This window comes from Nonomuraea sp. NPDC052116, assembly GCF_040680035.1.
GTDB classification, from domain to species: Bacteria; Actinomycetota; Actinomycetes; order Streptosporangiales; family Streptosporangiaceae; genus Nonomuraea; species Nonomuraea angiospora_A.
The window spans coordinates 76,868-91,256 of the sequence record NZ_JBFAWA010000045.1; the positions used below are offsets into that span (position 1 = coordinate 76,868).

14 protein-coding genes are annotated in these 14,389 nt (G+C 71.5%); 9 read left to right on the top strand and 5 right to left on the bottom strand.

Going from position 1 to position 14,389, the window contains the following annotated elements:
- Window positions 1-100: 100 nt before the first annotated feature.
- Together AB0L65_RS53925 and AB0L65_RS53930 are read left to right on the top strand one after the other, a co-directional pair.
- On the top strand, window positions 101-985 hold the full coding sequence (locus AB0L65_RS53925; RefSeq protein WP_364263811.1) for a phosphotransferase: 885 nt from the start codon (window positions 101-103) through the stop codon (window positions 983-985).
- Window positions 986-1,036: 51 nt separating this feature from the next.
- Complete coding sequence (locus tag AB0L65_RS53930; protein WP_364263814.1) at window positions 1,037-2,353, top strand: FAD-dependent monooxygenase; 1,317 nt, start codon at window positions 1,037-1,039, stop codon at window positions 2,351-2,353.
- Here AB0L65_RS53930 and AB0L65_RS53935 read toward each other — a convergent pair.
- The 3 genes from AB0L65_RS53935 to AB0L65_RS53945 form a co-directional block, all read right to left on the bottom strand.
- A complete protein-coding gene (locus AB0L65_RS53935) occupies window positions 2,275-5,133 on the bottom strand; it encodes a BTAD domain-containing putative transcriptional regulator (RefSeq protein WP_364263817.1) in 2,859 nt (952 codons plus the stop codon). The two genes, AB0L65_RS53930 and AB0L65_RS53935, sit on opposite strands and share 79 nt — an antisense overlap.
- Before the next feature lie 205 nt (window positions 5,134-5,338).
- A complete protein-coding gene (locus AB0L65_RS53940; RefSeq protein ID WP_364263820.1) occupies window positions 5,339-6,076 on the bottom strand; it encodes a hypothetical protein in 738 nt (245 codons plus the stop codon).
- Window positions 6,077-6,120: 44 nt separating this feature from the next.
- Window positions 6,121-7,374: an NAD(P)/FAD-dependent oxidoreductase gene (locus AB0L65_RS53945; protein WP_364263823.1), complete on the bottom strand. Its 1,254-nt coding sequence runs from the start codon at window positions 7,372-7,374 to the stop codon at window positions 6,121-6,123.
- 64 nt (window positions 7,375-7,438) lie between these two features.
- On the opposite strand from AB0L65_RS53945, the gene AB0L65_RS53950 reads away from it, so the two are divergent.
- The 5 genes from AB0L65_RS53950 (at window position 7,439) to AB0L65_RS53970 (ending at window position 10,296) form a co-directional block, all read left to right on the top strand.
- On the top strand, window positions 7,439-8,032 hold the full coding sequence (locus tag AB0L65_RS53950) for a TetR family transcriptional regulator (protein WP_364263826.1): 594 nt from the start codon (window positions 7,439-7,441) through the stop codon (window positions 8,030-8,032).
- A 35-nt stretch (window positions 8,033-8,067) separates the two neighbouring features.
- On the top strand, window positions 8,068-8,337 hold the full coding sequence (locus AB0L65_RS53955) for a sulfurtransferase TusA family protein (protein WP_319707263.1): 270 nt from the start codon (window positions 8,068-8,070) through the stop codon (window positions 8,335-8,337).
- Between the two features lie 68 nt (window positions 8,338-8,405).
- Entirely contained in the window at window positions 8,406-9,419 is a 1,014-nt protein-coding gene (locus tag AB0L65_RS53960; protein WP_364263829.1) for a LacI family DNA-binding transcriptional regulator, read from the top strand.
- A 273-nt stretch (window positions 9,420-9,692) separates the two neighbouring features.
- Window positions 9,693-10,043: a nuclear transport factor 2 family protein gene (locus tag AB0L65_RS53965; RefSeq protein WP_364263832.1), complete on the top strand. Its 351-nt coding sequence runs from the start codon at window positions 9,693-9,695 to the stop codon at window positions 10,041-10,043.
- Between the two features lie 37 nt (window positions 10,044-10,080).
- Window positions 10,081-10,296: a hypothetical protein gene (locus AB0L65_RS53970; protein ID WP_364263835.1), complete on the top strand. Its 216-nt coding sequence runs from the start codon at window positions 10,081-10,083 to the stop codon at window positions 10,294-10,296.
- 87 nt (window positions 10,297-10,383) lie between these two features.
- Here the strand turns inward: AB0L65_RS53970 and AB0L65_RS53975 are convergent, their stop codons facing one another.
- Entirely contained in the window at window positions 10,384-10,983 is a 600-nt protein-coding gene (locus AB0L65_RS53975; protein WP_364263838.1) for a TetR/AcrR family transcriptional regulator, read from the bottom strand.
- A gap of 45 nt (window positions 10,984-11,028) precedes the next feature.
- Between AB0L65_RS53975 and AB0L65_RS53980 the strand changes: the two genes are divergently transcribed.
- Window positions 11,029-11,967 carry a beta-ketoacyl-ACP synthase III gene (locus tag AB0L65_RS53980; RefSeq protein ID WP_364263841.1) on the top strand — a complete coding sequence of 313 codons (939 nt, stop codon included), beginning with the start codon at window positions 11,029-11,031 and terminating at the stop codon, window positions 11,965-11,967.
- A 10-nt stretch (window positions 11,968-11,977) separates the two neighbouring features.
- On the opposite strand, the gene AB0L65_RS53985 is transcribed toward AB0L65_RS53980, so the two are convergent.
- Window positions 11,978-12,991: a LacI family DNA-binding transcriptional regulator gene (locus AB0L65_RS53985; protein ID WP_364263844.1), complete on the bottom strand. Its 1,014-nt coding sequence runs from the start codon at window positions 12,989-12,991 to the stop codon at window positions 11,978-11,980.
- 110 nt (window positions 12,992-13,101) lie between these two features.
- On the opposite strand from AB0L65_RS53985, the gene AB0L65_RS53990 reads away from it, so the two are divergent.
- The gene (locus tag AB0L65_RS53990) at window positions 13,102-14,385 is read left to right on the top strand and encodes a sugar ABC transporter substrate-binding protein (RefSeq protein WP_364263847.1); all 1,284 of its coding nucleotides are present in this window, start codon (window positions 13,102-13,104) and stop codon (window positions 14,383-14,385) included.
- The last annotated feature ends 4 nt before the right edge of the window (window positions 14,386-14,389 follow it).

Sequence of the window (14,389 nt, forward strand, 5' to 3'; positions counted from 1 at the left end):
GTCGAGCCTGCCGGGACTGGCCACGGGTCTCCTTAAGTGCGAGGTAGGTGACCCTAACCTTTGCGCATCGGGGACGGATCCGGAAGATAGGCTTTCCGGAGTGATCTATGCCGATATCCCGCTTACCCCGGAAATCCGTGCGGCCATGGCGCTGACCTGGGATGTCACGGGGAACGGCGAACGATTGCACGGTGGCGAGGAATCCGCCGCGTACCGGCTTGACGGCCATGTTATCCGCGTCGGGCCGGTGGGGCGCACAGCCGCCGAGAGCGAGTGGTGTCACGCGATCGCCCGCCACGCCGCCGGCACGCTCCCCGAGGCCGTCGCACCCGTGCCGGCCCCCGACGGGGCGACGGTCGTCATGGTGGCGGGCCGCCCGATCTCCTGCTGGCCGTACGTCGAGGGCGAGTGGCCGGACTCCGACGTGCCCGCCCAGCGCGCGGCGGGCGCCCGCCTGCTGGCCAGGCTGCACGAGTCGCTGGCCACGTTCCGCCCGCCGCCGCGTCCGGTGCCCGCCTTCCAGGAGTCCGGCCTGTACGGCGACCCGCCCCGGGACGCCCTCGAACTCGACGACCCCGCCCTCGACCGCTGGCTGGCGGAGTTCCACGCCCGCCACCCGCTGCGCCACCCCCTCCACGGCGACTACTACACCGGCAACACCCTTTCCAGGGACGGCGGGATCGTGGCGGTGCTCGACTGGGACGAGACCTTCGTCGGCGCCCCGGAGGTGGAGCTGGCCGCCGCCGCGCTCGAATGGGGGGACGACGAGCTGGGGCCGAGCCGGGCGTTCGTGGAGGCGTACCACGAGGCCGGGGGCACCGCCGGAGAGCTGGACGAGGAGGCGCTGGCCCAGCTCATCAGGCACAAGCTCCGCAGGGAGTACGCCTACTTCCGGAAAGCCGTGCGCGCGGGGGTGCGGCACGACGAGGACGACCTCGAATACCACCGCGACCGCGTGGCGCTGTTCCACAACTTGCGTCCATGAATGGCAGCGGCTGACAGAGATCTGGCAGTGCCCCCAGGCATCGTCCTCGGCATGACACACGTGCTGATCGTCGGCTCCGGGCCGACCGGACTGACCCTGGCCATCGAGCTGGCCCGCAGAGGCGTCGACCTCCGCATCGTCGAGAAGTCGCCCTTGCCGCCCACGGGCGTGCGCGGCAAGGGCCTGCAGCCGCGCACGCTGGAGGTCTTCGACGACCTCGGCGTGGTCGGCGAGATCCTCGCCACCGGCCGCGAGTACCCGAGCCTGCGCAGCTACCAGGGCGACCAGGTGGTCTGGGAGGGCCGGATGGACGAGATCCGGGAGCCGTCCGCCGGCGTGCCGTACCCCAATCTGATCATGCAGCCGCAGTGGCGGACCGAGCAGATCCTGCGCGACCGGCTGGCCGAGCTGGGGCACGAGGTCGAGTTCGGGGCCGAGGTGACCGGCTTCGAGCAGGACGAGGACGGCGTGACCGGCACCCTGGGCGACGGCGAGCAGGTCCGCTGCGCGTACCTGGTGGGCGCGGACGGCGGTCGCAGCGTCGTACGCAAGCAGCTCGGCGTCGGCTTCGTCGGCGACACGTTCGAGAGCGAGCGCATGCTGCTGGCCGACGTCACGACCGGCGACCTGGACCGCGAGCACTGGCACGTGTGGGGCTCGCCGGCCGAGCAGAAGGTCCACTTCACGCTCTGCCCGCTGCCGAACACCGACGTCTTCCAGCTCGTCGCCCCGTACACCGGTGACGACGACCTGATCGCGCTCGTCGCCGAGCACGCGCCGCACGTGCGGATCGAGGAGATCCTGTGGCGGTCCGAGTACCGCGTCAACATCCGCATGGCCGACCGGTTCCGGGTCGGCCGGGTGTTCCTGGCCGGCGACGCGGCCCACGTGCACACGCCGGCGGGCGGCCAGGGGCTCAACACCGGCGTGCAGGACGCCTACAACCTGGGCTGGAAGCTGGCCGTCGGCACCGAGGCGCTGCTGGACACGTACGAGGACGAGCGGATGGCGGTGGCCGCGCACGTGCTGGGCCTCAGCACCCGCCTGTACCGGGAGCAGGACAACAAGCGCGGCGACGACACCAACCAGCTCGGCCTGGCCTACCTCGGCAGCCCGCTGTCCGTGGGCGAGCGCGGCGGCGAACGGCTCGGCGCGCTCTTCCCCGAGCAGCGCGGCACCGGCTTCCTGCTGCTGGCCGAGACGGAGGCGGCGTACCCGTTCGCGGTGCTCCCGCCGCTCGACGGCCAGGAGGGCGTCATCCTCGTCCGCCCCGACGGCTACATCGGCTATCACGGGGACGAGAGCGGCCTCAGCGCGTACCTCTCCGGGTTCGGGATCGACGCGCCCCTCGCCGACGCCTCGCGGTAGCCGTGCTCGCCCAGCGCGGCCCGGCACCTGGCGGCCAGCTCGTTGACGTGGGGATCGGCGGACTCGCCGATCCCTCTCAGCGCCCGCGCCGCGCCGAGCAGCTCGGCGGCCGCCTCCGGCTCCAGGTGCTCGGCCACCCCTTCCAGCACGGTCGCCCGCGCGGTCCTGTCGGAGCACGTGGCCATCAGCTCCAGGGCCCGGCGCAGCGGCTCGCGAGGCTCGCGAACGCGGGCGAGCTCGACGTTCATGTACGCCCTGAGCTGGGCTGACACCTCGACGTCGAGCGCCAGTGCCGCCTCCAGCAGCCGGGCGGCCTCGTCCGGGTGGCCGGTGCGCCTGGCCAGCTCGGCCCTGGCGTGCATGACCCTGGCCACGATCGCCTGGTCGTCGGACCGCACGGCCGACTCCCACGCCCGTTCGAGCGCGCGGGCCGCGCCGGCATGATCGCCCGCCCGCCCTTTGAGCTGGCCGACCCGGATCAGGAACGTCATCGGCCCGAGCGGCGTGTCGAGCCCGGACAGCTCGGCGGCCAGCCGCTCCGGCTCCTCGGCCAGGGCGACCGCCGTGGCGAAGTCCCCGTGGTTCTCCGCGACCAGCGACAACCAGTAGAGCCCGGCCCACTGCCCCCACCGGTCCCCGACGGCCCTGAACCCGTCGACCGCCGGCGCCAGCAGGTCCTCGGCCCCGGCCACCGCCCCGTACTCGAACCGCACGATGCCGGTGGCCAGCAGCGCCGCCGACCTCGTCCACAGGTCGGGATGGTCGCGCAGCCGCCCCGACTGCCGCTCGGTGAGGCTCACCACGTCGGCGGGCGTCCCGACCCCGGCCAGCGCCCACGAGTTCAGGGCGGCGGGATGGTCGGACTCCAGCACCGCCTCGGTCGGCGCGAACCCCGCCAGCACCCGGCAGATCCCGTGCGCCAGCTCCCGCCCCGGCGGCGGCGTGTCGCCCACCCTCCGCAGCACCGCCGCGGCCTGCTCGTTGATCTCGCGATGCCGGCCGCGGATGATCCACGGCCAGAGCCGCGGCAGGATCACCCGGAGCGGGTCGTCGGAGTGGCGCAGCGCCGCGTCCAGGTTGCCCCGCTCGGCGTCGAGCACGGCCAGCCACTTGAGCTGCTCGCCGGTCCGCAGGTGGGGGTCGGCGGTCTCGGCCAGCTCGGTGTAGTAGCGGGCGTGGGCCTGGCGCAGCTCGGGGAGGTCGGCGGCGGCGTACTGCCTGATGGTCTCCAGCATCGTGTAGCGGTCGCCGGAGACCGCGATGAGCGACTTGTCCACCAGCGAGGAGAGCAGGTCGAGGTCGCCGCCGCAGACCTGGGAGATCGCCTCGTACGTGACGCCGCCCGAGAACACCGTCAGGCCCCGGAGCAGCTCGCGTTCGCGGTCGGAGAGCAGGTTCCAGCTCCAGTCGATGACCGCGCGCATGGTGCGGTGGCGCGGCTCCGCCGTACGGCCGCCGCGGAAGGCCAGCCGGTCGCCGAGCTGGCGCACCAGGACGGACAGCGGCATCGTACGCAGGCGCGCGGCGGCCAGCTCGATGGCCAGCGGGATGCCGTCCAGCTCGCGGCAGATCCGCGCTGCCTCTTCCGGCTCTATCCGCAGGTCGGGCCGGGCGGCGGCGGCCCGTTCCGCGAACAGCTCGGCCGCCTTCCCCTCGGGCAGCGGCAGCACGTGGTGCAGGGTCTCGCCGGGGATGTCGAGCGGCTCCCTGCTGGTGGCGAGGATCCGCAGGCCCGCCACCTCGGACAGCAGCGTACGGGCCGTCGTGGCGGCCTCCTCGATCACGTGCTCGCAGTTGTCCAGCACGATCAGCGGCGCGGTGCCGCGCAGGGCCCTGACCGGGTCGGTCGTCCTGAGCGTGCCCTCCAGGGCGGCCCGTACGCCGGTGGCGGTGGCGAGCTCGACCAGCCACACGCCGTCCGGCACGTGCAGGCCCGCGGCCACCTCCACGGCCAGCCGCGTCTTCCCCGCGCCGCCCGGCCCGACGAGCGTGACCAGCCTGGCCCTGCCGAGCCGGCCCTTCAGCCGGGACATGTCCTCGGAGCGGCCCACGAAGCTGGTGAGGCGGGCGGGCAGGTTGCTCTTCGGCTCGGCGTCCCGCAGCGCCTCCAGGTGGGCTTCCCGCAGCTCGGGCCCCGGGTCCACGCCCAGCTCCTCGGCCAGGGCCGCCTTGATCCGCTCAAAGAGCGCGAGCGCTTCGGCGCGTCGGCCCTGGGTGGTGAGGGCGCGCATGAGCAGGGCGTGGAACGGCTCCCGTAAGGGATGCGCGGCAACCAACCCCTCCAACTCCGCCACCAGCCCAGCCCCCCGTTCGGGGTGGTCGGTGGTGATCGTCGCGCTCAGGTCGGTGGCGATCCTCGTGGCCAGGGCGGTCAGGCGCAGCTCCTCCAGGCGGGCCGTCGGGGCCGTGGCGAAGGGTAGATCGGCCGCATCCGCCAGCGCCGGACCCCGCCACAACGCCAGTGCCCGGTGCACGTCACCGGCCCGTACGAGCCGCTCGAACGCCCACGCGTCCACCTCCACCGGCGGCACATCCAGCACATATCCGGCGGGATGGGACGAGATCACGCCCGGCGCCTCCCTGCGCGCCCTGGACACCAGCGACTGCAGCGCCGCCATCGGATGGGCCGGCGCCTCACCCGGCCACAGGTCGTCGATCAGCCTGTCCGTGGTCACGACGCGTCCGGGGTCGAGCGCCAGCCGCACCAACAGCGCCCGCACCCGGGCACCGCCGACCGCGCACCCCGCCACCTGAAGCGGCCCCAGAATCCCGACCCGCATGCGTCCTCCCCGCCCGAGTCCACAGTACGCACCCGACAGGCTCCCACCGCAGGCCCATCCCCATCCGTACTTCGGCTGGGGTCCTTGAGGGAAGGGGAGGGGGCCTCCGCCCGTGCTTCGGCTGGGGGCCTTGGGGGCGGAGAGGGGCGGCCCGCCGTGCGTACTTCGGTTGGGGTTCTTGGAGGGCGTCGGCCGGGGTGGTGGGTCAGGGGGTGAGGTGGGAGTCGAGGAGGTCGGCGGGGAGGTGGGGGACGGTGGCTTCGGTGAACTCGGGGAGTCCCACCACCAGCCCGTCCTCCCCGACCCCCAGCCCCGCCTTGGCCGGGTGATTGCGGATGTGCCGGGGTTCGAAGTTGTAGAAGGTGCCCGTCCCGTAGTCGATCCGTACACTCTCCAGCGACGGCCGCGCGCTGGCCAGGCACGCCCCCATCGGCAGGCCCAGGTCGGTCGGGGAGGTCAGGGTGTGGAGGTTGCCGGCCACGACCAGCGCGGGTTCGGCGTGGGCCGCCAGCACCCGTTGCGCCATCAAGGCGTCGCGCTGCGACCAGTCGCCCGCGTGCGTCCACCCGTCGAACAACGTGACTCGCAGCCCCCGGACGGCTCGCAGCACCGCGAGGTGCCCGGCGGTGATGGCGCCGCTGCCGAGCCACCAGAGCGGGTGGTCCAGCCCGGTCCCGTCGGTGAGGTAGCGGTCGAGCTGCGGCTTCAGCTCCTCGGGCCATTCCAGGGCCAGGCTGGTCAGGCCGAGCAGCCGCATGAGCCCGAGGATGACGAGCGGGTTCTCCCTGACCCCGTGCACCTCGCCGAGGAGCAGCAGCCCGCACGCGTCGAGCGACCGTCTGGCCCGGTCGAGCGCCGCCGCCTCGACGGGCAGCTCGTACGCGTCCGGATCGAACTCCGCGACCGCCAGCAGGAGGCCGTCCATCGTGTCGACGCCTGGCATGCCTCCACACTCTTCGCCCGGCCCCTCCCGCGCAACAGGCCGGGTCAGGAGAACACCTTGGCCTTCAGCGCGGGGAAGCGCTGGACCACCCGGAGGAAGACCTTGAACCCTGTCCGGCTCACCCGGCTGCCGCCGACGAACTGCTCGGCCGCGCGCATCGAGTCGCGGACGGCGGCGAAGCCGTACTCGCGCATCCGGGCCTCGTAGCCCGCGATGGCGTCAACAGGATCGTCCCCGCTGGTGAGGGCGGCGCAGAGCAGGCGCGCGTCGCGCAGCGCGGTGTTCGCGCCGATGCCGCGCATCGGCGTCATGCTGTGGATGGCGTCGCCGAGCAGGGTGATGTTCGTGGCGGGCCAGGGGTCGATGGGGATCGAGGTACGGATCGGCAGCAGCGTGATCGTGTCGGGGTCGGACCGGCCGACCACCGTGCGCAGGTCGGGGTGCCAGGATTCGATCTTCCGGGCCACGGTGGCCTGGAGCTGCTCGCCCGACATTTCGGAGATGTTGGTGGGGAAGGCGGCGCCGGGCGCGCCGAAGGCCCACAGGATGTAGCTGCTGGAGTTGTCCATCAGCGCGCCCTCCTGCTCCGTCACCCCGAACTCGCCGTACGCCACCCCGTCGCCCAGGTCGTGCGGCGCGGTGAAGAACCCCATGCCGCTGGGCGGGATGACGCTGTTCGGCCCGTCGAGCAGCCGCGGCGCCACGAGCTTCCTGGTCTCGGCGGTGATCGGGAACTTGCCCGCCACCGTCGTGATCCCCGTGTCCACCCGCTCGGCGTGCGGCAGGTACTGCTTACGCACCCGCGAGTTCCCGCCGTCGGCGGCGACCACGATGTCCGCGGTCGCGCTCGTGCCGTCCGCGAAGAACAGCTCGACCCGCCCGTCGGGGAGCCGCTCGTACCTCTCGTACGTCTTCCCGAACCGTACGACGTCGTCGAGCCCCGACAACAGCACCTGCCTGAGCGTGATGCGGCTGGCCGAGTGGTGGTCGTCGGCCGGGTCGGCCGCCGTGGGCGCCTCGATCAGCGCGAGCGGCCCCAGCCGCTCGGTGACGAAGCCGAAGTCCTGCCCGCCGTGCCGCCCGGTCGTGTCGAGGAACGCCTGCCACAGATGCGCGGGCAGGCAGTCGTGCAGGGCGCGGGCGCCGTTCGGGTCGATGTGCACGCGGTAGCCCTGCAGCCGGTCGGCCGGGGTCCTGTCCCGCTCGTAGACGGTCACGTCGAGCCCTGCCTTGCGCAGCCCCTGGGCCAGGCAGAGCCCGCCGATGCCGCCACCGATGATCGCGATGTTCCGTGTCATGGCTCGACTATCATCCATACGGATGATTCTGTCAACCATCCGGATGGATGATAGAGTGCGGGCCATGAGACGAGCGCCCGAAGAGAAGCAGCGCGACCCCGAGCGCACGAAGGCCCGCATCCTGCAGGCGGCGCTGGAGGAGTTCGCGGCGAAGGGGTTCGCGGGGGCGCGTGTCAGCGAGATCGCCACCAGGGCCGGGGTGAACAAGCAGCTGATCTCGTACTATTTCGGCGGAAAGGAGGGCCTCTACCAGGCCCTGACCGCGCGCTGGCAGGCCGAGGAGAGCGGGTTCGCCGACCGGTCGGCCTCGCTCGGCGCGCTCGCCGCCGAATACGTGCGGGCCAACGCCGCCCGCCGCGACTACGGCCGGCTGATGCTCTGGCGGAGTCTCACCGACGACGGGCCGCCCGACCCTTCCTTCGTCGAGGACGTACGCCGGGATCTGGAGCTCCTGCGCGAGCGCCAGCGGGACGGGGAGTTCCCCGCGGACCTCGACCCGGCGGCGGTGCTGGTGGCGCTGTTCTCGATGGCGGCGGCCGGCATCGCGTTCCCGCAGCTCGTCCAGGCGGTCTGGGGGTGGGATCCGGCGTCGCCGGAGTTCGCCGAGCACTATGCGCGGGAGGTCGAAAAGCTCATGGGCCACCTGCGGGGTTCGTGACGGTCCTGGGTCCGGGCGGTGGTTTCCTTGTACTCATGCCTGATCTCGTGGTGGACGGCAGCGGCAAGCTCTGCGTGCAACTGCTCATCGAACTGCGCGGTCACGTGCGCCAGGCCGGTCCCGGAGCGGTGATCCATCTCATCGCCACCGATCCCGCCGCGCCCGTCGACCTGCCCGCCTGGTGTCATCTGACCGGGCACACGTACCTGGGGCCGGTGCCGGGGGCGGAGCCGCCGACGTACGCGCTGCGCGTGGCCGGAGCCGCCAAGGAGACCGAGGACGCCAAACCCTGGCACGTGGCTTAAGCGGTTAATTCCCTTACCGAATGGGGTGGCCTAGAGTATGAGGGTTATCCGGTTCAGAGAGGGAGTCCGTGAAGCGACCCACGATCGCCGACATCGCCGGCCGGGCGGGAGTGTCCAAAGTGGCGGTCTCCTACGCGCTCAACGGGCAACCGGGCGTGTCGGACGCGACGCGGGCCAGGATCGTCGCCATCGCCGAGGAGATCGGCTGGCGGCCCAACAGCGCGGCGCGGGCGCTCAACGGCGCCAGGGCCAACTGCGTGGGCCTCGCGCTCTGCCGTCCCGCCCGCATCCTGGGCGTGGAGCCGTTCTTCATGGAGCTGATCAGCGGCATCGAGGGCGTGCTCGCCAACCGCTCGTACGCGCTGTTGCTCCAGGTCGTCACGAGCCATGAGCAGGAGAGCGAGGTCTACCGGCGCTGGTGGGGCGAGAGCCGCATCGACGGCGTGTTCCTGGTCGACCTGCACTATTCGGACTCCAGAGTGGTCGAGCTGGAGCGGCTGGGGATGCCGGTCGTCGTCATCGGACATCCCACCGAGTCGGGCTCGCTGTCGGCGGTCTGGTCGGACGACGGGGAGGCCGTGCGCGAGACCGTCGGCTACCTGGTGGCGCTGGGCCACCGCCGGGTCGCGCGGGTGGCGGGGCTGCCGGAGCTGGTCCACACGACCGTCCGCGACCAGGCGTTCGAGCAGGCGTGCGAGGGCGTGGCCGAGCACGTGACCGTGCACACCGACTACACCGGCGAGGAGGGCGCCAGGGCCACCCGGCGGCTGCTCAGCTCGCCCAACCGGCCCACGGCGATCATCTACGACAACGACATCATGGCCGTGGCGGGCATGTCCGTGGCCCAGGAGATGCGGGTCGAGGTGCCGCGCGACCTGTCCATCGTGGCCTGGGACGACTCGCCGCTGTCCCAGGTCGTCCGGCCGCCGTTGACCGCGCTCACCCGCGACATCCCCGCGTACGGGGCGCACGCCGCCCAGCGGCTGCTCGCGCTGATCGCGGGCGAGACCGTGCCCCCGTACGAGGACCGGGCGGCCGTGCTCACGCCGCGCGGCAGCACCGGTCCCGCTCACTCCGTGTAGCGGCGGCCTCGGCGCGTGCCGCGGGCGGGGCGGGCGGCTGGCAGACCGCCGTGTCCCGACCCGCGGCACGTGCCGTCCCCTCCTCCGCGGCACATCCCGGAGCCGCCATGAACTCCCCCCGGCTCCAACCCTGACGGAGTACGCGGAAGAGCGCCTGAGTACCCCTATACCTAAACGAGATGAGACCGTGACCAGGCGTAGTGTCCATGATCGACGCTTAACGGCTGGTCAGGCGGGTAGGCGGGCGATATGACCCGCTGAGGGGGTAACACAATGGTCGAGCCGGGCCCATGGATCGAGGGGTACGTACGTGCTTGGAACTCCAATGATCCCGACGACATCGCCGCGTTGTTCACCGAGGACGCCGTCTACTACACCGAGCCGTACAGCTCTCCGTGGCAGGGGCGGGACGAGATCATCTCGCAGTGGCTCGGGCGGCAGGACAAGCCTGGTGAGGCCGAGTTCGAGTGGCATCCGGTGAACGTGGCCGACGACGTCAGTGTTATCCAGGGGGTCACGACATATCCCGACAAAACGTACAGTAATCTATGGGTGATCAGGTTTGTGCCCGATGGCCGGTGTCGTGAATTCACCGAATGGTGGATGCGGCATGATGCCAAATGATGCAATGGGCCGAGCCGTCTTCATCCGAGGAGATCCGTTGAGAGACAACCTCGACCTCGCCGCGAGCGCCCAGGAACTGGCAGACGCCGCCCCGACGGGATCGATCGACCACGCCGCAGCGTCGTCCGTGGCCATCACGCTCGCCACCACTCGTGACATCACCGATGCCAGGAAGACGCTGGACGGGGTCTCCCCGGAAGAGGTCCGGGAGGCGGCCCTGGCCCTCTTCGAGCAACTTTCGACCGGCGGCTGACGCCTGGAACCCGGGCTCGGGCGCCGCATCCGCCGCGCCCGAGCTTCCGCATGCCCTGGGACCGGTGGAAGCCGAGCGGGGCCGAGGTCAGGCGGTGAGGCGGGTCTGGACGGCGTGGCGGGCTCGGGAGGGGGCCGCCGGGTCGTGGTGGAGCTGGAGGGCGTGGTTCAGGGCCATGACCGCGCCGAGCAGCTCGAACGCGAGCTGATCCGGATCCGTCCCCCCGGGCAGCTCGCCCGCGTCCGCGGCGCGCCCGGCCTCCTTGCGCAGCCGTCCGCGCCAGGCGTCGAACCTGGCCTCCACCGCGTCCCGCACCGGCCCCGGCCGGCCGTCGAACTCGTGGGCCGCGGCCACGAAGAAGCACCCGCCGGGGAAGACCCCGCGCTCCAGGTACGAGATCCACGCCTCGCACAGCACCCGCAGGCGGGTCAGCCCGGGTGCGGCGGGCCGGGCGGGCTCCCAGACCTCGGCGCGGAAGATCTCCCCGGCCCGGTCGAGGACGGCAAGCTGCAGCGCCTCCTTCGAGCCGAAGTGCCCGAGCACTCCTGACTTGCTCATGCCCAGCTCACCGGCGAGGCGGCCGATGGTCAGCCCTTCGAGCCCCTCCGCGGAGGCGATGGCGACCGAGCGCTCCAGGATGGCCGCACGCGTGCCGAGGGCCTCGGCGACGGATCTGCGGGGACTCATGCGGGCAGTTTAGCGTCCGAACGGTCGGTTGCTATAGTCCGCCTCATGACAGGATCACGACTTGTCGCCACAGGCCACTATCAACCAGCAAAAATCCTGACAAATGATGAGCTGGCGGCCATGGTGGACACCAACGACGAGTGGATAACCAAGCGCGTCGGCATCCGCACCCGGCACGTTGCCGAACCCGACGAGACCGTGACCGACCTGGCCCACCACGCCGCCGCGAAGGCCCTGACGGCGAGCGGCCTGGACGCCGCCGACATCGACCTCCTCCTGATCGCCACCTGCACCCAGACCGAGCGCGCCCCGAACATCGCCTCCCGCGTCGCCGCCCGGCTCGGCGTGCCCGGCGCGGGGCTGATGGACGTCGGCGTGTCGTGCTCCGGCTTCACCCACGCCCTGGCCGTCGCCGACCACGCCATCCGCGCCGGCGCAGCCACGAACGCCCTGGTCGTGGGGGCGGACAAGATGACGGCCGTCACCGACTGGACCGACCGGACCACGTGCGTCCTGACCGGCGACGGCGCGGGGGCGGCCGTGATCAGCGCCACTCCGGAGGCCGAGATCGGCCCCGTGGTGTGGGGCTCCGCGCCGGAGCTGGGCACCGCCGTACGCATCGAGGGCACCCCGACCCGCTTCTCCCAGGACGGGCAGACCGTCTACCGCTGGGCCACCACCCAGCTCCCCGACATCGCCAGGAAGGCGTGCGAGCGCGGCGGCGTACGGCCGGAGGATCTGGCGGCGGTGGTCTTCCACCAGGCGAACCTGCGCATCATCGAGCCCGTCGCGGCCAAGCTCGGCGCGGTCAACGCGATCGTGGCGCGCGACGTGGTCGAGTCGGGCAACACCTCGGCCGCGAGCGTGCCGCTGGCGCTGTCGAAGCTGCTGGAGCGGGGTGAGGTCCGGCGCGGGGCGCCGATGCTGCTGTTCGGGTTCGGGGGGAACCTGTCGTACGCGGGCATGATCGTCCGCTGCCCCTGACGGGCCCGCCTCAGGAGACGCCCGGCGGGGAGGTGGAGTCGCGGATCACGAGCTGGCAGGGCATCTTGTGCACCCCGGGCGTCGCCTTCCCGTCGATGGCGGCGAACAGGTGCTGGGCCGCGGTGCGCCCCAGCTGCTCCAGGTTCATGTCCACGGTGGTCAGGGCGGGCCGGGTCTCCGTGGACAGCACCTCCCAGTTGTCGTAGCCGACCACCGCGATGTCCTCCGGCACCCGCCGCCCGCGTTCCCTGGCCGTCTCCACGAAGCCGGCCGCGATCTGGTCGCTGCCGCAGAACACCGCGTCGACCTCCGGCTCGGCCATCAGCAGCATCTCGGCCGCGTGCCGCCCCCACCGCTGCGACCACGGGCCCGACAGCGTCTGCCCCGACTGTGGCAGCCCCGCCTGCGCGAGCGCCTGGCGCAGGCCCTCCTCGCGGTCGCGTGAGGCCTTGTAGTGCGTGGGCCCCGTGATGTGCGCGATCCTGCGCCGGCCCATCGCCAGCAGGTGGTTGACGGCCATGGCGGCCGCGCCGACGTCGTCCGGCACGAAGGACACGTCCGACGGGTCGTCCGAGGGGCCGTAGGCGTACACGACCGGCACCGGCAGGTCCTTGCTCACCGACGGCCGCGGGCTCGTGCTCTCGCCCACCACGATCAGCCCGTCCACCCGGCGCGACAGCAGCGCCCGTACGTGGTGCTGCTCCCTGATCGCGTCGCCGCGCGCGTCGCAGAGCAGCACGGCCATCTCGCCGGCCCCGAACGCGTCCTCCGCCCCGAGGAGCACCGGAATGCCGAACCGGCCGACGCTGTCGGAGGTCAGCAGGCCGACCGTGCGCGTCTGTCCTGAGATCAGCCCCCTGGCCAGGGCGTTCGGCTGGAAGGAGAGCTCCGCCGCGGCGGCGAGCACCCGCTCGCGCGTCGCGGCCCGCACGTCCTGGCGCCCGTTGAGTGCTTTGGACGCCGTGGCGATCGAGACCCCCGCCAGCGAGGCCACATCGGAGATGGTCGCCCGCTTACTCGCCATGTTTCGAAACCCTTTTCGTCACCTGTGAACTGCATAGAACCCTAGCACCCATTGACATGGACTCTTGTTTCTTCTACGTTTCCGAAAACCTTTAAGTCCAGGAGCACAACATGAGACGAAGGCTGGCCGGGATCTCCCTCCTCGGTGTGTTAGCGCTCACAGCGGCGGCCTGCGGCAGCGGCGGCGGTGGTGGTGGTGGTGGGGGCAGCACGCCGTCGGCGGAGAGTCCCGTGACGATCACCATGTGGACCCGTGCGGCCACCCAGACGCAGAGCGAGCGGCTGGTCAAGGCCTACAACAGCAGTCACAAGAACATTCAGGTCAAGCTCACCGTCATCCCGACCGACAACTACCAGCCGCGCATCGCCGCGGCGGCCGGTGCCAAGCAGCTCCCCGACGTGTTCGCGGCCGACGTCATCTTCGTCCCGAACTACACCTCTCAGGGTCTGTTCATGGACATCACGGACAGGGTCGCGAAGCTGCCGTTCAAGGACGGCCTGGCCCCCTCTCACATGAAGCTCGGCACGCTCGACGGGAAGATGTACACGCTCCCGCACACGCTCGACCTGTCGGTCTGGTTCTGGAACAAGGACCTCTACCAGAAGGCCGGGCTCGACCCGGAGCAGGGGCCGAAGTCGCTGAAGGAGTTCGCCCAGCAGGCGACCACGATCCAGGAGAAGCTCGGCAAGGACGGCAAGGTCCACGGCACCTTCTTCGGCGGCAACTGCGGCGGCTGTTACGTCTTCACGTTCTGGCCCTCCGTCTGGGCCGGCGGCGGCCAGGTCATGAACGCCGAGGGCACCCAGTCGCTCAACGACCAGGCCGCGATGACCGACGTGTTCAAGATCTGGCGCGACCTGTACGACAAGAAGGTCACCGGGCCGACCGCCAAGGAGGAGCAGGGCCCGACCTGGACCGGTTTCTTCCCCAAGGGCGAGATCGGCGTCATGCCGATGCCCTCCACCACGCTCGGTCTCATGCCCAAGGACATGAAGATCGGCGTCGCCCCGATCGCCGGCCCCGACGGCGGCGAGTCCACGTTCGTGGGCGGCGACTCCGTCGGCATCTCCGCCACGTCCAAGAACCCCGACGCGGCCTGGGACTTCCTGTCCTGGACGGTCTCCGACGACGCCCAGGTCGAGGTCATGGCCAAGAACAAGGACGTGCTCGCGCGTACCGACCTGGCCAGCAACAAGTACTCCGCGGAGGACCCGCGTGTGGTGCTGATCAACTCGCTGGTGGCCAAGGGCCAGACGCCGTACGCGCTGCGCTTCGGCCAGACCTTCAACGACCCGCAGGGTCCGTGGCTGCGCTATGCGCGCGAGGCCGTGTTCGGTGACGCCTCGAAGCTCCCGCAGCTCAACGCCGAGATCACGAAGTCACTTCAACAATGACTCT